The organism is Hymenobacter lapidarius (assembly GCF_001816145.1).
In the GTDB taxonomy this organism is placed as follows: Bacteria; Bacteroidota; Bacteroidia; order Cytophagales; family Hymenobacteraceae; genus Hymenobacter; species Hymenobacter lapidarius.
Window position 1 is genome coordinate 1 of record NZ_MDZB01000114.1, and the last position, 18,809, is coordinate 18,809.

19 protein-coding genes and 1 pseudogene are annotated in these 18,809 nt (G+C 62.2%); 12 read left to right on the forward strand and 8 right to left on the reverse strand.

The genetic code is table 11. The features are described from left to right. Positions 1–145: 145 nt before the first annotated feature. Positions 146–763 carry a 16S rRNA (guanine(527)-N(7))-methyltransferase RsmG gene (gene rsmG / locus BEN47_RS12430; protein ID WP_070728733.1) on the reverse strand — a complete coding sequence of 206 codons (618 nt, stop codon included), beginning with the start codon at positions 761–763 and terminating at the stop codon, positions 146–148. Between the two features lie 212 nt (positions 764–975). On the opposite strand from rsmG, the gene BEN47_RS12435 reads away from it, so the two are divergent. Further along, positions 976–1,707 carry a DUF2975 domain-containing protein gene (locus tag BEN47_RS12435; protein ID WP_083322383.1) on the forward strand — a complete coding sequence of 244 codons (732 nt, stop codon included), beginning with the start codon at positions 976–978 and terminating at the stop codon, positions 1,705–1,707. Further along, positions 1,707–1,940: a helix-turn-helix domain-containing protein gene (locus BEN47_RS12440; RefSeq protein ID WP_070728735.1), complete on the forward strand. Its 234-nt coding sequence runs from the start codon at positions 1,707–1,709 to the stop codon at positions 1,938–1,940. Before BEN47_RS12435 ends, BEN47_RS12440 begins: the two co-directional genes overlap by 1 nt. 57 nt (positions 1,941–1,997) lie before the next feature. Here the strand turns inward: BEN47_RS12440 and BEN47_RS12445 are convergent, their stop codons facing one another. Together BEN47_RS12445 and BEN47_RS12450 are read right to left on the reverse strand one after the other, a co-directional pair. Then, on the reverse strand, positions 1,998–2,621 hold the full coding sequence (locus tag BEN47_RS12445; RefSeq protein WP_070728736.1) for an RNA polymerase sigma factor: 624 nt from the start codon (positions 2,619–2,621) through the stop codon (positions 1,998–2,000). Next, entirely contained in the window at positions 2,612–3,760 is a 1,149-nt protein-coding gene (locus BEN47_RS12450) for a glycosyltransferase (RefSeq protein WP_158010998.1), read from the reverse strand. Before BEN47_RS12450 ends, BEN47_RS12445 begins: the two co-directional genes overlap by 10 nt. Before the next feature lie 206 nt (positions 3,761–3,966). Between BEN47_RS12450 and tgt the strand changes: the two genes are divergently transcribed. Further along, positions 3,967–5,097: a tRNA guanosine(34) transglycosylase Tgt gene (gene tgt, locus BEN47_RS12455; protein ID WP_070728737.1), complete on the forward strand. Its 1,131-nt coding sequence runs from the start codon at positions 3,967–3,969 to the stop codon at positions 5,095–5,097. A 151-nt stretch (positions 5,098–5,248) separates the two neighbouring features. On the opposite strand, the gene BEN47_RS22120 is transcribed toward tgt, so the two are convergent. Both BEN47_RS22120 and BEN47_RS22125 read right to left on the reverse strand, forming a co-directional pair. Next, entirely contained in the window at positions 5,249–5,770 is a 522-nt protein-coding gene (locus BEN47_RS22120) for a GDP-mannose 4,6-dehydratase (protein ID WP_239691588.1), read from the reverse strand. Next, positions 5,668–6,225 (reverse strand): annotated as a pseudogene (locus tag BEN47_RS22125) (NAD-dependent epimerase/dehydratase family protein); the annotation flags it as partial. The pseudogene BEN47_RS22125 and the gene BEN47_RS22120, both read right to left, overlap by 103 nt. A 246-nt stretch (positions 6,226–6,471) precedes the next feature. Between BEN47_RS22125 and BEN47_RS12465 the strand changes: the two are divergent. The 6 genes from BEN47_RS12465 to BEN47_RS12490 all read left to right on the forward strand — a co-directional run bounded on the left by BEN47_RS12465 (position 6,472) and on the right by BEN47_RS12490 (position 12,943). Then, positions 6,472–7,221 carry a glycosyltransferase gene (locus BEN47_RS12465; RefSeq protein WP_070728738.1) on the forward strand — a complete coding sequence of 250 codons (750 nt, stop codon included), beginning with the start codon at positions 6,472–6,474 and terminating at the stop codon, positions 7,219–7,221. Next, positions 7,214–7,870 carry a lipid-A-disaccharide synthase N-terminal domain-containing protein gene (locus BEN47_RS12470; RefSeq protein ID WP_070728739.1) on the forward strand — a complete coding sequence of 219 codons (657 nt, stop codon included), beginning with the start codon at positions 7,214–7,216 and terminating at the stop codon, positions 7,868–7,870. The genes BEN47_RS12465 and BEN47_RS12470 overlap by 8 nt, the downstream gene beginning before the upstream one ends. 58 nt (positions 7,871–7,928) lie before the next feature. Next, positions 7,929–8,837, forward strand: a complete 909-nt coding sequence (locus BEN47_RS12475) for a glycerophosphodiester phosphodiesterase (RefSeq protein WP_070728740.1) — start codon at positions 7,929–7,931, stop codon at positions 8,835–8,837. Between the two features lie 82 nt (positions 8,838–8,919). Further along, a complete protein-coding gene (locus BEN47_RS12480) occupies positions 8,920–10,629 on the forward strand; it encodes an ArnT family glycosyltransferase (RefSeq protein WP_070728741.1) in 1,710 nt (569 codons plus the stop codon). Positions 10,630–10,845: 216 nt separating this feature from the next. Then, a complete protein-coding gene (locus BEN47_RS12485; RefSeq protein WP_070728742.1) occupies positions 10,846–11,925 on the forward strand; it encodes an LptF/LptG family permease in 1,080 nt (359 codons plus the stop codon). 106 nt (positions 11,926–12,031) lie between these two features. Next, on the forward strand, positions 12,032–12,943 hold the full coding sequence (locus BEN47_RS12490) for a DMT family transporter (protein WP_070728743.1): 912 nt from the start codon (positions 12,032–12,034) through the stop codon (positions 12,941–12,943). On the opposite strand, the gene ispE is transcribed toward BEN47_RS12490, so the two are convergent. Further along, on the reverse strand, positions 12,940–13,761 hold the full coding sequence (gene ispE / locus BEN47_RS12495) for a 4-(cytidine 5'-diphospho)-2-C-methyl-D-erythritol kinase (protein WP_070728756.1): 822 nt from the start codon (positions 13,759–13,761) through the stop codon (positions 12,940–12,942). The two genes, BEN47_RS12490 and ispE, sit on opposite strands and share 4 nt — an antisense overlap. A gap of 47 nt (positions 13,762–13,808) precedes the next feature. On the opposite strand from ispE, the gene BEN47_RS12500 reads away from it, so the two are divergent. From BEN47_RS12500 to BEN47_RS12510, 3 genes are all read left to right on the forward strand, one after another. Next, complete coding sequence (locus tag BEN47_RS12500) at positions 13,809–14,450, forward strand: sugar transferase (protein WP_070728744.1); 642 nt, start codon at positions 13,809–13,811, stop codon at positions 14,448–14,450. Positions 14,451–14,458: 8 nt separating this feature from the next. Next, a complete protein-coding gene (locus tag BEN47_RS12505; RefSeq protein ID WP_070728745.1) occupies positions 14,459–15,148 on the forward strand; it encodes an acetyltransferase in 690 nt (229 codons plus the stop codon). Between the two features lie 112 nt (positions 15,149–15,260). Next, on the forward strand, positions 15,261–16,421 hold the full coding sequence (locus BEN47_RS12510) for a DegT/DnrJ/EryC1/StrS family aminotransferase (protein WP_070728746.1): 1,161 nt from the start codon (positions 15,261–15,263) through the stop codon (positions 16,419–16,421). A 15-nt stretch (positions 16,422–16,436) separates the two neighbouring features. Here the strand turns inward: BEN47_RS12510 and BEN47_RS12515 are convergent, their stop codons facing one another. Together BEN47_RS12515 and BEN47_RS12520 are read right to left on the reverse strand one after the other, a co-directional pair. Continuing rightward, positions 16,437–17,540, reverse strand: a complete 1,104-nt coding sequence (locus BEN47_RS12515) for a DUF3616 domain-containing protein (RefSeq protein ID WP_070728747.1) — start codon at positions 17,538–17,540, stop codon at positions 16,437–16,439. Between the two features lie 105 nt (positions 17,541–17,645). Continuing rightward, on the reverse strand, positions 17,646–18,776 hold the full coding sequence (locus BEN47_RS12520) for a trans-sulfuration enzyme family protein (RefSeq protein ID WP_070728748.1): 1,131 nt from the start codon (positions 18,774–18,776) through the stop codon (positions 17,646–17,648). Positions 18,777–18,809: the final 33 nt, after the last annotated feature.

Below are 18,809 nucleotides of genomic sequence, written 5' to 3' on the forward strand. Positions count from 1 at the left end.
CGAAACCAGCGTCGGCAACTGGCTGGCCTGGCACTGGCTGGCCTTTGTCGTCCTCTTTTTGCGAAAAATCAACCCAAAACCGACTTTCTAAACAGCTTCGTTATTGATAAGTGCTCAGCAAAAATTTCCGGCGCTAATAACTTACCTACTTCGCGGCCACGAAAACCACCTTTTTAGTTTCGTAGAATTCTTCGCTGAAGAAGTCGCTCAGGTTGGTCACCTTGGCTTTCAGGCCCGATTCGGCAATTTCCTCGGTCAGGTCGCCGCCTTTCAAATAATATAAGCCGGCGCCGGGGGCGCCCTGGGGCTTGTAGCGGTGGGAAATCCAGGGGTGGAAGGTGGCCAGGCGAGCCACGGCCCGGCTCACCACGAAGTCGAACTTCTGGCGGACCTGTTCGGCGCGGGTTTGCTCGGCGGTCACGTTGTCGAGACCCAGGGTGGCGGCCATGAACTGCACGGCCCGGATTTTCTTGCCGATGCTGTCCACGAGGTGGAAATGCACTTCCGGGAACATGATGGCCAACGGCAGGCCGGGCAGGCCGCCGCCGGTGCCCACGTCCAGCACGACGCTGCCTTTGGGAAACTGGACGACTTTGGCAATACCCAGCGAGTGAAGCAGGTGGCGTTCCTCGAAGTTTTCCATATCGGGGCGCGACACAAGGTTAATGGCTTCATTGGTGGCCCGGAACTCGGTTTCCAGCAGCTTAAACAGCTTCAGCTGCTGGGCGGTGAGCTCGGGGAAATAATGCGGCAGGAGGTTCATGGGTGCAAAGTTGCACGGTTCGGCTGGTTTGCCCTGGCGAAGGAAGCCGGGCGGCAGGCGAACATGCGGGACTGAGATGCTTCACCAGCCGACGCAGTTCGACGCAAATCGTATCATTCTTCAATAAAATTTTATTTAAAAATGATATTTTTTTATTGTTTATCAATAATAATTGTTTTGCTTTGCTGGCATAATCACTCATTCTTATCCCAATGGCCTTTCTACATCTTACTTCATTGCTGCACGTGTGTCGATTACTGGTGATGCTCTCCAGACTCGGAGCTTTAGTAGCAGCCCTCATCCTTGTGTTCAAAACGGTGGATGTTATTGCTGGAAAACCGGAAGTGCGGCTGGTACTGAATACGACTACTCCAAACCTGTTTCCGGCTCTGCACGATTTTGTAGCGGGATTCTATGATGGCGCGGCTGGCAAGTCCCACCGCCCGGAGCGCGGCCCGCTGCCTGCCTTGCGCGCCGGAACATCTGGTTTCGAGGTTGCGGCTGACCCGCAGGCTCCGTTGCTTCGCTACGAAGAACCCAGCCCTTGGAAACGCTTGGTCCTGCTATACCTAGGTGCCTCCGACGATTACCTATCGCTGGCCTGGGTAGTTTTTTTTGGTGTAGTCAGTTGGCTCCTGCACAGATTACTACAGGACGTAAAGCCCAGCACGCCGTTTACCTTGGCTAATGCTCACCGCCTGCGCATTCTCGGGCTTTGGATACTCGGACCTATCTACTTCGGGCAGGCGCTTTCCTACTTAGCGTTGCGCGCCCTGATTCCCGATTTTTATACTCCTAATTTGGCCGAGCCGCTGAGTCATTATGTGCGACTCAACACCGAAGCCAGCTTGCCAGGGTGGGAAATTGGACTGATGCTGCTGGTGATTGCCGCCGTGTACCAGCGCGGCGTGGAACTGAGCCGGGAGGCCGAACTCGTTATCTGATGCCCATTATCGTAAACCTAGACGTGATGCTGGCCCGGCGTAAAATGACGCTCAGCGCCCTGGCCGAAACCGTGAACATCACGCTGGCCAACCTGTCCATCCTCAAAAGCGGCAAAGCCAAAGCCGTGCGTTTTAGCACGCTGGCCGCCATTTGCCAGGCGCTGGAGTGCCAGCCTGGGGACCTGCTCGAACACCGCCCCGACCCGCGTGACCTGCGCTCGGCCGACGAGTAGTGGCCGGCAATTTCATCCATAAAAAAAGCCCCGACTTGCGTCGAGGCTTTTTCACGATTAAATAATCTGCTTGGTGTGCTTCACCATGTCATAGAGCAGCTCGCGGGCGCGGTGCAACTGGGCTTTCACCGTGCCGAGCGGGGCTTTGAGCTCGGTGGCAATTTCTTCGTAGCTGAGCTCGTCGAAATAGCGTAACGACACCAGGCGCTGGTACTTATCGGGCAGGCGCGACACGACGTGGCGCATGATTTCGATTTTCTGGTTGCGCACGGCATGCTCGGCCGGGTTCAGGTCGTTGTCGCGGAAATCGATGGTGATTTCGTCGCCGTTGTCCACCTTGATGGCGGAGTCAATCGACATGGTTTTGATTTTATTCTTACGGATAAAATCGATGCAATTGTTGGTGGCAATGCGGAACAGCCACGTGCTAAACGCATATTCGGGGTTGAACTTGTGCAGGTTGCGGAACGCCTTGGCGAAGGCCTCAATGGTGAGGTCTTCGGCATCGTCCTGATTGCGCACCATTTTGAGCACCACGTGGTACACGGGCTTTTTGTAGATGTGCATCAGCTCGGCGTAGGCCTTCTCGTCGCCGTGGTCCACGGCGGCGCGAATCAGCTTGAAGTCGTGCTTGGCTTTGGCTGAAAACTGCTTTTGAATATCTTGGTTATTTACTTCCATCGAAGGGTGCGGTTGAGGAATAGCGAGATTCCCAGGGCCAGGTATTGAACGAAATAGACTAAATCGAGCACGGGGAGCAATCCGACGGTTACGGACTGGGCGAGGCGGCGACTTAGGCGGGCGTACACTGCGCTCACGAACAACGTTCGGAGGACGCATACGACCGCCAAAGGTATCCAATTGTTTGGTGAAAATACTAGCACAACAGCGGCCAAATAAAACAACATATTGGCTACTAAGAAGGTGCCCACCCGCAAACGGTCGGGAAAGCGGTAGGCCCGGCCCGCCGACAGATGCCGCCGTTTTTGGTGCCACCATACAGCCCAGGTGGCCGCGGGTTCGCTCAGGGTGTGGGCGGGCGGGTCGGCCACTACGGTCACGCGCTGGCCGGCCCGCACGGCGTCCTGCACCAGCAGGTCGTCGTCGCCGGAAAGCTGGCGGATGTGGGAGGCGAAGCCTTTGGTGGCCGTGAAGCAGGCGCGGGTATAGGCCAGGTTGCGGCCCACGCCCATGTAGGGCCAGCCGCGCCAGGCAAAGCTGAGGTACTGGGCGGCGGTGAGCAAGGTTTCGAAGCGAATGAGCTGGTTGAGAAAGCCCGGGGCTTCGGTGTAGGCCGAGAAACCGACTACTAAATCGGCGGACTGGCCCGGGGCCGAAAACCCGCGCTGCATGAGGCGCAGCCACTGGTTGGTGGCCGGAATGCAGTCGGCATCGGTGAAAAGCAGGCGCGGGTAGCGGGCGGTTTTGATGCCCAAAGTGAGGGCATACTTCTTGGGCGCGAAGCCCCGGGGCGTGCGCGCCACGCTCACCAGGCGCACCCTGTCGTGATAGTATTGGGCCAGCTGCTGGGCGTAGAGGTAGGTATCGTCCTCGCTGCGGTCATCAATAAGGATGATTTCGAAGCCGGCGGGGTAGTCCTGCTGCAAGAGCAGGGGCAGCAGGCGGCGCAGGTTGTCGAGCTCGTTGCGGGCACAGACGATGACGGAAACGGGCTCGGCATCGGGTCCGGGCGCGTCGGCGGGTGCTTCGGGGGCGCGGCGGGCAAAGGGCCAGAAGAAATACGCCGCGTAAAACAGCTGCACCCCTACGCACGCAAGCAGCAACCAGAAAAACGGGGACGTGGGTACGGAGAACTGCAACGGGAAAGCACACTTGAAGGGGCCGGCAAAAGTACGGGACGACGGGCGGGCGCGGTATCTTTGCTTCGTCATGCCCATCTCGCGTCCGCACCGCGAAGCATCTTATCGGGTTCGTCGCATTTGGTTTACTGCTAATCGTTCGAGATAGATAAGGTCCTTAATTGCGCTGCGCTTCATTCAGGATGACAGCCTCAGATTCAGACTTTATGACTTTCGACCTTCTCGCCCAAGACCCCGCGACCAAAGCCCGCGCCGGCCGCCTAGAAACGGCCCACGGCACCATTGAAACTCCGATTTTTATGCCCGTGGGCACGGCTGGCACCGTGAAGGCGGTTTCGCAGCACACCCTCAAAGCGGACATCAACGCCCAGATTATTCTCGGCAATACCTACCACCTCTACCTGCGGCCGGGCCTCGACGTGCTGCGCGCCGCCGGCGGCCTACACCAGTTCAACGGCTGGGACCGCCCCATTCTGACGGACTCGGGCGGCTACCAGGTGTACTCGCTCAGCAACACCCGCAAAATCAAGGAGGAAGGCGTGAAATTCCGCTCGCACATCGACGGGAGCCAGCATTTGTTCTCGCCGGAGGGCGTGATGGACATTCAGCGCGTGATTGGGGCCGACATCATTATGGCTTTTGATGAGTGCACGCCCTGGCCCTGCGAGTACGACTACGCCGCCCGCTCCCTCGACATGACGCACCGCTGGCTACAGCGCTGCATTCAGCGCTTCGACAGCACCGAGGGCCTGTATGGCTACCAGCAGGCGCTTTTCCCGATTGTGCAGGGCAGCACGTTCAAGGATTTACGTATCAAATCGGCAGAGTTTATTGCGGCGCAGGGGCGCGAGGGCAACGCCATTGGCGGCCTGAGCGTGGGCGAGCCCGCCGAGCTGATGTACGAAATTACCGAGCTGGTGTGCGACATTCTGCCCAAAGACAAGCCCCGCTACCTGATGGGCGTGGGCACGCCAGCCAACATCCTAGAAAACATTGCCCTGGGCGTGGACATGTTCGACTGCGTGATGCCCACCCGCAACGCCCGCAACGGCATGCTGTTTACCACACAGGGCATCCTAAACGTGACGAATAAGAAATGGGCCACCGACTTCACGCCCATCGACTCCGAGCTGGGCGGGCACGCCAGCACGTTTTATTCGCGTGCCTACCTGCGGCACCTCTTTCAGTGCAAGGAAATGCTGGGGCCGCAAATTGCGTCGGCGCACAACCTGGCTTTTTACCTGTGGCTGGTGAAGGAAGCCCGCCAGCAAATCGTGGCCGGCACCTTTGGCCCCTGGAAGGAGCGCATGGTGAAGCAGGTGATGACCCGGCTGTAGGTAGCATGACCCCATCCCCTAGCCCCTCGCCGCTTGATGCGCGGAATCCTCCGGGGGAAGGGGAACTAACCTTAGTTTTAGCCAAAGCTAGCCGTGTAGTACTACAAACTAGTCCCCCTTCCCCAGGAGGGGAAGGGGCTAGGGGATGGGGTTACGCTGCTGCCAGCCAAGCCGCAAACTGGCGTAGGCCCTCGGCGAGGCTGGTTGGGGGGGCGTAGCCAAACAGGTGTTGGGCCTTGCTGATGTCGGCGGAGGTGATGTCGACGTCGCCGGCCTGCATGGGCTGAAAGGTGAGCTCGGGCTTGACGCCTACGGCGTGGCCCACGGCGGCGATTAGCTCCAGCAGCGGTACGGGGTGGTGGTTGCCCAGGTTCACGGTTTCGAACACGCCGGTGTGGTCGAGCAGGTAGCGCACGCCCCGGGCGATGCCGTCGACGGTATCGGCCACGTAGGTGTAGTCGCGGGCCGTGCTGCCGTCGCCGAATACAGGAATGACCTGGCCGGCGCGCAGCCGGCGCGCAGCCGGCGCGCAAACTTGTGAATGGCCAGGTCGGGGCGCTGCCGGGGGCCGTAAACGGTGAAGAACCGGGCGTTCAGGGCGTCCAGCTTGTGGAGGTGGAGGTGGTGGTAGGTGTGCACGAGCTGCTCGCCGGCGAGCTTGGTGGCCGCGCAAGGCGAGATGCAGGTAGCCAGCGTGTTGACATCCTCCCGGAAAGGCTGCTCGGGCGCGTTGCCATAGACGGAGGACGACGACGCGAAAAACAGCTTGCTGCTGCCCCCCTGGCGCATCCATTCCAGCAGGTGCCCGGTGCCCAGCACGTTGTTTTCGAGGTAAGAAGCGGGGTCTTTCACCGAGGGCCCGACGCCGGCCTTGGCGGCCAGGTGCACCACCACATCTACCGCGATGGCGGGCAGCGCGGCGGGGCCGTGGCGCAGGTCGGCTTCGTGAAAGGTGAAGTGCGGGTGCCGGGCGAAAGCCGCCAAGTTGGCCTCTTTGATGGCACGCGGGTAGAACGGGTCGAAATTATCGAGCCCCACCACGCGGTATCCGTCGCGCAGGAGCCGCTCGCACAGGTGCGAACCAATGAAGCCGGCGCAACCGGTGACGAGAACAGTGGAAAATGGCAAGCGAGTGGGCGGAGTGAAACCAACGGGACCGAAAAAGTATGACTACGGCCCCGTTGTGAGGGGCAGAGCGACGTTTGGGCCGCTGCGAAATCGGGCGTATTTGTGCACAACCCAAAGCAGGTCCAGACGTCCAGAAGTTGTTCTATTTAGCCTGAGGGCAGCCAGCCGCGTGGGTGTGCTGCCACGCTTGGCGAAAACGTAGCGAACTTGCACCGGCCCTGGGGCTTTTCATGCAGCAAAATAGTTATGTCATCATCTGAATATCTGGCCCGGCAGCAGCTCACGGTGCTGGTGCCCGTGTACAACGAAGAGGAGAGCCTGGGGCAGTTTGTGCTCGAAATGAACAAGTTTCTGGCCGAAACCCCGGTGCCCACCACCGTTTTGTTTGTGAACGACGGCAGCACCGATGGGTCGCTGGCGCTGCTACGCGGCATCTGCACGGCGGCGCCGCAGTACGAATTTATCTCGCTGCGCCACAACAGCGGCCTGAGCACGGCCATCAAAGCGGGCGTCGACCATTGCCGGGGCACGCTGGTGGGCTACATCGACAGCGACATTCAGACCTCGCCCCTCGACTTTTTGAAGTTCTTCGCCTTCTTCCCGGAGTTCGATATGGTGAACGGCATCCGGGCCAAGCGGCAGGACACGGTGGTCAAGAAACTATCGTCGAAGGTGGCCAATACGGTGCGCCGTGCGCTCATCAACGACGGCATTGAGGACACCGGCTGTCCGCTAAAAATCATGAAGATTGAGTACGCCCGGCGCGTGCCGCTCTTCCACGGCATGCACCGCTTTCTGGGCGCGCTGGTGCAGCTGCAGGGCGGGCGCGTGAAGCAGCTGCCGGTGCAGCACTTCCCGCGCTTTGCCGGCACGGCCAAATACAACCTCTGGAACCGGGCCTGGAAGCCGCTGGTCGACACGTTCGGCTTCCGCTGGATTCGCAGCCGCTGGAAAAACTACGAGATAGGCGAGCAGTACGCCGGGAACCATGCTTAGCACCGAAACCGTGGCGCTGGGCATCGGCCTGCTGGCGCAGCTGCTGTTTTCGAGCCGCATTGTGCTGCAATGGGTGCAGAGCGAGCGGGCCAAGCGGGTGCTGGTGCCCACGCTGTTCTGGAAAATCAGCCTCATATCGTCGCTGATGATGATAGGCTACGGAATGCTGCGGCACGACCCCGTCATCCTCGGGGCCCAAATCATCAGCTACGGCATTTACATCCGCAACCTGCAGCTGCTGGGCGATTGGCGCAAGCTGCCGCAGGTGTTTCGGGTGGGGGCCTACGTGGTGCCGGTGCTGGCGCTGAGCTGGTTTGTGGTGGGCACGCCGCATTTCAGCCTCTGGACCATGCTGAACAACCCCATTCCGGGCGGCTGGCTGGTGCTGGGGGCCGTGGGGCAAAGCGTGTTTTTACTGCGCTTCGTGTACCAGTGGTTGTATTCGGAGCGCAAGGGCGAGTCGGTGCTGCCGCTGGGGTTTTGGGTAGTGAGCCTGGCGGGCTCGGTGCTGATTCTGGCCTACGCCCTGCTGCGCAACGATGCCGTGCTGCTGCTCGGCAACGCCTTCGGCACGGTGGTGTACGCGCGCAACATTGTGCTCATGCGGCGCGAGCAGCAGATGCTGGCCACTACTAAGGTGCCGCAATAAAAACTTGGCCACCGAGCGAAGCAGTGGCACCCCACCGCGTAACAGCTGTTTTTTAAGTATGCGAATCAAAATTCTTCTTGTCGTGGCTGCTGCGCTGACCTTAGGCTGGACGTGGCTACGTGACTGGCAGTTCTCCGCCCTGGACTTGCCGGGCACGAGGCCCCGGCCGCTGGTACTGGGCCACGCGGGCTCGGGCTTTTTCACGCCGTTCAATCCTTTTAATCCGCTGCCGCCTAGCAGCCTGGCGGGCGTGCGGCACGCCCTGGCCCAAGGCGCCGACGGCGTGGAAGTGGACCTGCAGCTCAGCCAGGACAGTGTGCTGATGCTCTACCACGACCTTGAGCTCAGCAACAGCACGGCCGGCGGCACGGGCTGCGTGAGCCAGTACCCTGCCGCCGAGCTGGCGCAGCTGCGCTACCGGGGCGGCTGGCCTTATGACTGGTTTCAGAAAGAGCGGGTGGTGACGCTGGACACGCTGCTGCAGGAATTCAAGCAAAAAGCTACCTTCCCTTACCTGCACTTCGACTTGCACGAAGAAGACGTGTGCGCCGCACCCACCAAGACCTTTGCCCGCTCTCCGGTGCTGGTCCGGCAACTGGTGCGGCAACTGGTGCAGCGCCAGGTGCCGCTTGGTCGGGTGCTGGTTACCAGCACTCAATTGCCTACGTTGAAATACGTGCGCACCTTGCTCCCGGCCGTGCCCGTAGCGCTGGAGATAGTAGTGAAATTTGACTCCGTCTTTATGCAGGCCCAGGCCGCGGGCATTAAAACGGTGCTAGTGAAAAAGGACCAGATTACGCCCGAGCGGGCCGCCCGCATCCACGCGGCCGGCATACAGCTCGTGCTCTTTGGCGGGCGCAGCGCGGGAACCATGAAAAAGCAGCTGGCCTTTGGCCCCCATGCCATTGAAACCGACAACGTGGCGGGCCTGCTTTCTTTGCTGAACCGCCCGGTACAAAAGGACTAGGCGCCCACTCCACTCAGCCCACTAGCAGGGTAGTTAACGCCCCACAATTAGCGCCTTTTGCGGCCTGATTGCCTCTCTATTCATGGAATCAACTTCCCAGCGCGCTTCTGTTTTTGCTCAAAAGTGGGTTCGGCTACTAGCCATTCTGGCGGTTTGCGGCTGCAATTTCTTCGCCCACCTCGGCGCGCTGGAAGTGGGCCTGATGGAAGCCCGCAACTTTGTGGCCGCCCGCGAAATGGCTGCGGGCGGCTCCTGGCTGGTGCCCACCATGAACGGGCAGCTGCGCCTGGCCAAGCCGCCACTGCCCACCTGGGCCGTGGCCACGGTGATGAAAGCCACCGGCAACACCACCGACCCGGCCCTGCTGCGGCTGCCGGCGGCGGCCATGGCCACCCTGCTGGTGCTGTTTTTCTGGGGCCTCACCAAAGAGCTGACCCGCAACGCCGAGGCCGAGGCCCAGGCCCCCGGCCGCACGGCCTGGCTGGCGGCGCTGGTGCTGGGCAGCAGCCTGCTCACCATCACGGTAGGACGGGAGGGACACTGGGATATTTTCTCCAACAGCTTCGCCGTGGGCAGCCTGTGGCTGCTGGTGCGCGGCTGGAACCGCCCGGTGGGCTCCTACACGTCGTTTGTAGGGGCCGGGCTGCTGCTGGGCTGCACCATGCTGAGCAAAGGGCCGGTAAGTTTGTACACCATTGTGCTGCCGTTTGTGGCCGTGTTTGCCATCCGCTGGCAGCTGGGCGGCCGGGCCAAACTGCGGGCCCATTGGCGCGGCGCGGTGGTGGCCGTGGTCATTATGGCCCTGATTGGGGGCGCGTGGCCAGTGTACATCTGGCAGCACGTGCCGGCCGTAGCCGCCGCCGTGGCCCGCACCGAAGCCACTTCCTGGGGCGACCGGCACGTGCAGCCGCTGTGGTACTACTTCAACTTCGCGGTGTTTGCCGGGGTATGGGCGGTGGTGGCGCTGGCGGCTCTGGCGGTGCCGTATGCCCGGCGGCGGGCGGCGCCGTTCATTCCGTATGCGTTTGCCCTGGCCTGGCTGGTGGCGGCGCTGGTGCTGCTGAGCGTGGTGCCCGAGAAAAAGGAGCGTTACATGCTACCGCTGCTGCCGCCGCTGGCCCTGCTGCTCACCGGGCTGCTGCGCTACTGGGAACAGGAGTGGGCCAGCCGCCATTCGCAGGCGACCCAGGCCGATAACTGGCTGCTGCGCGGCTGGGCCGGGGTGCTGGTACTGGCCTGCCTGGCCCTGCCGGTCTTTCTGGGAGTTGTCCGTTTGCCCAGCTTCGGCTTCGCTTCGCTGCCCTTCGCCAGCGCGCTGCTGGTGTTTGGCGCGCTGGCCGCGTGGGTGGGCTGGAGTGGCTGGACCCAGCGCCGGCCCACGGTGCTCATCACCGCATCGGCCCTCACTATGAGCGCGCTGATGCTGCTGCTGGTGCCCGTGTACCCGCTGCTGCGGGCCCGGCGTGCCGATGCGGGCCTGCGGCGCCTGGCGCAGGCCCGCACCACGCCCAGCTGGCAACAAAAGCAGTGGCTGGCCCTCGACGAAATGCACGTGGAGCAGGTGTGGGCCGCTGGCCGGGCAGTACCCACCTGGGCGGCGCCGGCCGACAGCCTGCCCACCCTGCCCGCCCTGGTTTTTGCCGCGGCACCCCTGGCGCAACGGCTGCCCGCCGCGTGGCAGGGACGCGTGCGCATCGCCCGCACCGATAGTTTCTACCTGGGCACCAAACGCAAGGACGGGCAGTTTTTCGTGGGTGTGCTGGAGCCGGCCTCGGCGCCCGCTGGCCAATAGAGCTGGTTCCGGGCAGTATCTTTGATGATGCCCGGTGGGTAGCGGAATAAGGCCCGGCAATAACTCGCTTGGCTAAGCAGTTACGGCCGGGCCTTACCAAATAGCCGGCGAATACTGCACTCCGTCACCCCATTGGCCGCGCCAGCTCAGGCGCACTTCTCACCTTGCCTTCAGCCGCTAGCTTTTCATCTCAAATCAGAAGCTAACAGCCTGCTTATGAATATTCTCGATAAATACATTATTAAGAAGTTTCTCGCCGCGTTTTTCTTCTCGGTGGTTATTCTAGTATCGGTTATCTGCGTTATTGATTTCACTGAAAAAAACGACGATTTTATTCAGCATAACCTGTCGATGTCGAAAATAATTTTCGGCTATTATCTCTACCTGTTCCCGTATTTCGCCAATTTACTTTCCCCGATTACCATTTTTATTGCCGTGGTATTTGTGACGGCGCAGCTGGCGGCGCGTACCGAAATAGTGGCCATTCTGGCCAGCGGCGTGAGTTTTAAGCGGCTGATGCTGCCGTATGCCATTGGGGGCGCGGTGGTGGGGCTGCTCATTTTCGGGCTCACGGGCTGGGTGCTGCCCATTGGTAATAAGTCCCGGGTGGCGTTTGAGCGGGCGTACACCAAGCGGCCATACCGGTTTCAGGGGCGCAACGTGCACATCAAGATTGGCCCGCGCCACTACGCTTACATGGATAGCTACGACAATGTGAACAACATTGGCTTCCATTTCGCGCTCGAAACCGTGGACGGCACCATTCTGCGCCGCCGCCTCACGGCCGATGCCATCAATTGGGACTCTACCAAGCAGGTGTGGCGGCTCTCGCCGCAGCTGGTGCGCACGTTCCAGGGGCCGCAGGACGAGCGGCTGCAAACCCTACCGGCCCGCGACACCACGCTCAACCTCTTTCCCAAAGACTTCGCCAGCACCTACCGCCTGGCCGAAACCATGACCCTGCCCGAACTCAACGCCTTCATCCGAACCAAGATTGAGCGCGGCGCCGACGACACGCAGCTCTACCTGAGCGAGCGGTACGAACGGTATTCGTACCCGTTTGCCATCGTGGTGCTCACCCTGATTGGCGTTATTCTCAGCGCCCGGAAGTCGCGCGCCGGCGTGGGCGGGCAAATTGCGCTGGGCTTCGTGCTGGCTTTCGTGTTTATTATTTTTGTAATGCTGAGCCGCAACCTCGCACAGGTAGGCAGCCTCGACCCGCTCATTGCCGCCTGGGTACCCAGCACGGTTTTCACCGTCATCGGGCTGGTGCTGTACCGGTATGTACCGAAGTAGCAGCGGGCGAATGGTTAAGTCAACCTCCGCTACGCATTCATAGCTAGTACTTCTGCTGCCTATTACAACATTCCTTCGCCCACTCACTTATTTACACTTTCACCCATTGGCCAAAGACTACCTCAAGCTTCATTTCATTGTGCTCCTGTGGGGCTTCACGGCCATTCTGGGCAAGCTGCTGACGGTGCCGCCGGTGGAGCTGGTGTTTTGGCGCACGCTGCTGGCCGCGGCCGGACTGGCGGTGTTGCTCGTGGCCCGGAAGCAGGTGTGGCGCATTCCGGCGGGCCAGGTGGTGCGGCTGCTGGCGGTGGGCGCCCTGGTGGCCGCGCACTGGATTACCTTTTTCCTGGCGGCGCGGCTCTCGTCGGTGAGCGTGTGCCTGGCGGGCTTGGCCACGCTGGCGCTGTGGACTTCCCTGCTGGAGCCGCTGCTGCTCTGGCGCCGGGTGCGCGGCTACGAAGTGGGCCTGGGCCTCATTACCATGGTGGGCCTGTATCTGGTGAGTCAGGCCGAGCTGGACCAGTTGCTGGGCCTGGGCGTGGCGGTGCTGTCGGCGGGGCTTTCGGCCCTGTTCAGCGTGCTCAATGCCAAGCTAATTAAAACCCACTCGCCCCTGCGGCTCACCTTTTACGAGATGCTGGGCGCGTGTTTGAGCATCGTGCTGTTCTTCCCCATTTATAGCCGGTACTTCACCCAGGGCCAGGGGCTGCAGCTAGCCTGGCACGGATACGACTGGCTCTGGCTGCTGGTGCTGGCCGGCGTGTGCACGGTATACGCCTTCTCCACCTCGGTGGAGCTGATGAAGCGCCTCTCCCCTTTCGCCGTGAACTTGACCATCAACCTGGAGCCGGTGTACGGCATCGGTCTGGCGGTGCTCATCTTCGGCAGCCAGGAGCGCATGGCCACGGGCTTTTACCTGGGCACGCTGCTCATCGTCATCAGCGTGCTGATTCACCCGCTGGTGGCCCGGCTGATGAAGGGCAAAAACCCGGCACCTACGCCGGCCATGCCGGTTTAAAGCACGCCCTGCCACACCGTGTACTCGGCGGGCCACGGCATGGCGGCGGGCACCCCGGCCGCCCACAGCCCGTACACCGCCGAACCCGAACCCGACAAGCTCGCATAAGTAGCACCGGCGGCGTAGAGCTGCTGCTTGATGGCGGCCAGCACGGGATATTTGGGAGCCAGCGACTGCTCAAAATCGTTGCTCACGATATCGCGCCAGGTTTCCAGCGGCTGCGCGAGGGCCTCTCGCAAGGCGTGCGCGGGCGGCCGCGGCGTGATGCCCGCGAAGGCTTCGGGCGTGCTGATGTGCAGGTTGGGGTACACCACCACGCACCCGGTACCGGTCAGGCTCAGGTCGATTTCCTGAAAAACGTCGCCCCTTTCCACGGCCAGCACGGGTTTATTCTGGATGAAGAAAGCACAATCAGCTCCCAGACGGCGGGCGTATCCTTCCAGGGTTTCCGAGGAAATACCCAGCCCAAACAACTCATTTACCGCCCTAAGGGCAAAGGCCGCATCGGCCGAGCCGCCACCCAGCCCCGCGCCAATGGGCACTATTTTGTGCAGGTACATCTGGACCGGGGGCAATTGGGGGAAATCGGCCTGGAGCAGCTCGTAGGCCCGCACGCAGAGGTTGGTGGCCGGGTTGCCAGGAATGGGCCGGCCGGTGAGGGCAATACTGGTAGGATGGCCGGTTTCGGCTGGTAGAATTTCCAGGGCGTCGGTCCAGGGCAGGGGCAAAAACACTGTTTCCAGGTTGTGGAAGCCGTCGGGGCGGCGCTCGGTGAGGTAGAGGCCGAGGTTGAGTTTGGCGTTGGGAAACACGAGCATGAGCAGGGCGCAAGCCAAAGCCTGCGCCGCAAAGGTACTTTTGTGCCGTGCCCGCTCCCGATTCTTTTTACGTCCGCCACGGCAAGCGCTTGCTCGACGTGGCCCTGGCCCTGCCGCTGCTCGCCCTTACGCTGCCATTGCTAGCCGGGGCCGCGGCGCTGGCGGCCGTGCAAAACCGTGGCCGGGTGCTGTTTCGGCAAGTGCGGCCGGGCTGGCACGGCCGCTTGTTTATACTCTACAAAATCCAAACCATGACCGATGGGCGCGATGCCGCCGGCCACCTCCTGCCCGACGCCGCGCGACTGCCCGCCCTGGGCCGCTGGCTGCGCGCCACCTCGCTCGATGAGCTGCCCCAGCTCTGGAACATCCTGCGCGGCGACCTGAGCCTAGTGGGCCCGCGCCCGCTGCTGCCCGAGTATTTGCCGCTGTACTCGCCCACCCAGGCCCGCCGCCACAACGTGCGCCCCGGCCTCACGGGCTGGGCCCAGGTAAACGGGCGCAACGCCATTTCCTGGGAAGAGAAATTTGCCTACGACGTCTGGTACACGGAAAACGTATCCTGGCGACTGGATATGAACATCTTGTGGCGCACCGCCGGGCGCGTGCTGCGCGGCAGCGGCATCACGGCCGCCGGGCAAGTCACCACGCTGGCCTTTCGGGGCACCCCTCCCCCTCCGCTTTCCCCGTAGATTATACCATGACCCAGTTATTTTTCTCCGAGTACGAAGAAGCCGAGTCCGGTATTCCGCTCGTCATCTTTGGCGCGGGCGGGTTGGGGCGCGAGGTGCTGCTGCTGGTCCAGCAGCTCAACGCCGCCACCGCTCCCGCGGCCTGGAACGTGCGCGGCTTCTACGACGACCACGCGCCGGCTACCGCTACCGTGGCCGGCCTCCCCTACCTGGGCACCAGCGCCGACCTGAACGCCACTCCCGAACCGCTGGCCGTGGCCGTGGCCGTGGGCAGTCCGGCCAGTCGCGCGGCGGTTGTGGCGCGCCTCACCTCCGGGCAGCTGTCGTTTCCGGTGCTGGTACACCCGCAAGTGGCCCTGGCGCCGCGGCAGCGCATCGCGGTGGGAGAAGGCAGCATCATTCAGCAGGGCTGCTTCCTGACCTGTGACATTACCCTGGGCCGCTTCGTACTGCTGAATCTCGGCTGCACAATCGGCCACGATGCCGTGCTGGGGGATTTTTCGTCCCTCATGCCGCACGCCAACGTGAGCGGCGCGACCCAACTGGGCGCGGGCACCTACCTCGGCACCAATACCACTGTTATTCAGGGAATTATAATCGGGGAAAACACCATCATCGGAGCTGGCGCCGTAGTCGTGCGCAACCTGCCCGCCAACATCACCGCAGTGGGAGTACCGGCGAAGGCAATTGGTTGTTAGTTGCTAGTTGCTGGTTGTCAGTCACTGAATATTGGTGCTGAGCCAACTGACAACTAACAATCAGCAACCGACGACTAACAACCGACAACTAAAAACTGACACCTAAATTTTAATGCATAGCCAAGACCACGACCGCCTGTTTCTCTCGCCCCCCCACCTGGGCCGCCACGAGATGAACTACGTGCACAAGGCGATTGAGGACAACTGGGTGGCTCCGGCCGGCCCAAACCTGAAGGGCTTCGAGGACGACATCTGCGGGGCGACCGGGGCGGCGCATTGCGTGGCGCTGTCGTCGGGCACGGCCGCCATTCACCTGGGGCTGATTTTGCTGGGCGTGGGGCCTGGCGATGAGGTGCTGTGCCCCTCGTTCACGTTCGTGGCCACGGCCAATCCCATTCTGTATCTGGGCGCCACCCCTGTCTTCGTCGACAGCGAGGTCGAGACCTGGAACATCTGCCCCGAGCGCCTGCGCGAAGCCATTGTGGACCGCCTGGCCCGAGGCAAAAAGCCCAAAGCCCTGCTGCTGGTGCACCTCTACGGCATGCCTGCTAAGATTACCGAAATCATGGCCATCGCGGCGGAATTTGGGCTGCCCGTGCTCGAAGACGCGGCCGAGGCCCTGGGTTCCTCCTTCAACAAACAGCCGCTGGGCAGCTTTGGAGACGTGGGGGTATTTTCCTTCAATGGCAATAAAATCCTGACCACCAGCGGCGGCGGGGCGCTGGTTACCAACGATGCCGCGCTGGCCCAGAAAACCCGCTTTCTCGCCACCCAGGCCAAGGACGACGCGCCCCATTACCAGCACTCCGAAGTGGGCTACAACTACCGCCTGAGCAATATCCTGGCGGGCATCGGCCGCGGCCAGATGGGCCTGCTGGACGAGCGGGTGAAGCGCCGCCGCGAAATATTTGCCTGGTACGAGGAGCACCTGGCCCACCTGCCGGGCCTCACCGTGGCCCTGGCGCCCGAGCCCGCCGGCAGCCGCTCCAACCGCTGGCTCACCACCATCCTCCTGAATGCCCCCGACCCAGCCGCCCCACCCCGGCCCGCCGTAACCCCCGAAACCGTGCGCTTGCAGCTCGAAACGCACAACATCGAGAGCCGGCCTCTTTGGAAACCCCTGCACCTGCAGCCGCTGTTCCAGACGGCGCCCATGTACGGCGGCGCGGTCTGCGCCGATTTATTTACCCGCGGCCTGTGCCTGCCCAGCGGCACCGCCATGGCCGACACGGAGCTGCGCCGCGTGGCCGGAGCCCTAGCTGAATGCTTCTAGCCGCTGGCCGCCAGCTCAGTCGGGCAGGCGGTAAGCGTCGGCTACAATCTGGTTGGCGCCCGTCTTGCGGGCGTCCGTGGGGCTGTCGAATACGATGAGCACGTGCTGGTCGTCGAGCAGGGCCATGCCTTCGGCTTTGTCCTGGCCGGCGGTGGGGCCGTGGCCGTGCGGCACGTCGAAGATGCGCTGGAGCTGCTTGCCGGGCACCAGGCTATCAGTGGCTTGCTGGGTAGCGTTGGGCCAGCAGTACACGGCAATGGTGCCGTCGAGGTCCATGGTGGGGCCGGCCAGCAGCAGCAGGTCGTGGCCCCGCAGGCGCAGCTCGCGCAGACCCATGCCGCCCAGGTCCAGAAAGTGCTTTTTGTAGTATTTTTCGGTGGCCCCCTCCACTTTACCCAGGCGCAGGCGGCCATGCTTGTCCTCTTCAAGGCGCAGCTCCAGCACCAGGGCCCAGCCGCGGAGCACGGGCCCGCGCAGGCCCACAAACACCTGGCCCTGCGTACTCACGGCCAGCCCTTCAATATCCAGCCCGTTGTCTTTGCCCGGAATCTCAACGAATGCCTTCAGGTGCGGGTCGTGCGCCAGCAGGTCGATTAGATCGTTGGTTTCGCCGTTGCCGTGCAGCTGGGCGGCTGTCAGTGTTGCCTTCTTTTCGGTGGGGTGCGGCGCCGTTTTGTGCAGCTCGTAATCGCCGGTTTCCGGGTTTAGCAGCAGGGGAATGCGGGCCAGCAGGTAGCGGTTGGGGTCGGCCACGGTCTTTGCCAGCTTCTTGATTTGCTTGGCCACGTCCTCATCCTTTTCATCGGGCTGCTTGCGCTTGGTGCCGTGCGAGCCCAACAGCCAGAGGTAGTGCCCGGCTTCGCCCATGCCTTCGATGTCAATTTCCACGTCGGCCCCGCCGGGCAAGTCCAGAAAAGCCCCCAGCTTGTAGGAGAAATGCTCGCCGTATTCATTGCCTCTAGTGCGCCGCAGGCGTTCCACGGTGGTGCGCTCATCGCAGCTCAGCCACAGGTTGTCGCCGGTGCGCAAGGTGGTAGATAACCCGTCGCGCACGTGCTTTTTGTCGGCGTTGAAACTAAGCTTGGGGTCGAAATGAAAGGTTTGGGGTTGGCGGCGCATATAAAAGGAAATTACCTATATCCGCCAAACAGCATATTGCCCGCGGGGTTTCGGTAGTGGCTGGCACTAGCCCTGGTTTTCCATCAACTGCCGGCTCAATGCTTCCTAAGAAAGCGCGTGCGCCAAATCGGCCAGCAGCTCCTCCACGGGCTCAATGCCCACGCTCAGCCGCACCAGTCCCACCGTGATGCCCAGGTCCGCCCGCTGCGCATCCGTCAGCGCCCGGTGCGAGGTGTAGAGCGGGTGCGAGCACGACGAATCCACGCCCGCCAGCGAGGGCGCAAACGGAAACCGCTGACTGCGCTGCATAAAACGGTTCACCACCGCGGCCTCGTCGGGCAGCCGGAACGAGAGCATCCCGCTAAAAAGCCCGTGCCCCTGCCCAGCCGCCAGCAAGTGCTCCGGGTGCGTGGGCAAGCCGGGATAATACACCGCCTCCACGGCCGGATGCACCTCCAGAAATTCCGCCACCTGCTGGGCGTTGTAGCTGTGAGCCGCCACGCGCAGCCGTAGGGTTTTCATGCCGCGCACGCTCAGCCAGCTCTCCATGGGGCTCAGGGTCAGGCCGAACACGGTACCGATTTGGCGCAGCCGCGCGGCGTCTTCCGGCGTGCGGGCCACCACGGCCCCAGCCGTCACGTCGGAATGGCCAGCCAGGTATTTGGTCACGCTGTGCAGCACCAAGTCGGCGCCGTGCGCCAGCGGCTTGGTAATTACGGGCGTGGCGAAGGTGTTGTCCACTACCAGCTTCACGCCGTGCCGGTGGCACTCCCCGGCAATGGCGCGCAGGTCCACCACGCGCAGCAGGGGGTTGCTCATCGTTTCGCAAAGCAGCAGCTTGGTTCGAGCCTGCACGTGGGATTTGAGGTCGTACAGCTCCTCAAACGGCACGTAGCTCACGCTTATTCCCAGCCGCGACAGCTCCAGATTTAGCAACGCCGCCGAGCCGCCGTAGATGTCGGCGGCGCATAGCACGTGGTCCCCGGCCTGGCAGTAGGTCATCAGGGCCGCGAAAATGGCGGCCATGCCCGAGCCCGTGGCCAGGGCGCCGGCGCCGCCTTCCCAGTGGTTCACGGCCGTGGCCATCTCGTCGGAATTGGGGTTGCCATTGCGCGAGTACAGGTAGCGGCTGCCGGGCTCGTCAAAGTACTGCTGCACCGCGTCCAGGTCGTCGAACTTGAAAACGGAGGTTTGGTAAATCGGGGTGATTTTGGGATGGATAGCCGTTGGGTTCATAAAGGCAGCGAGTGGGAATAGGTGCGGCAAAGG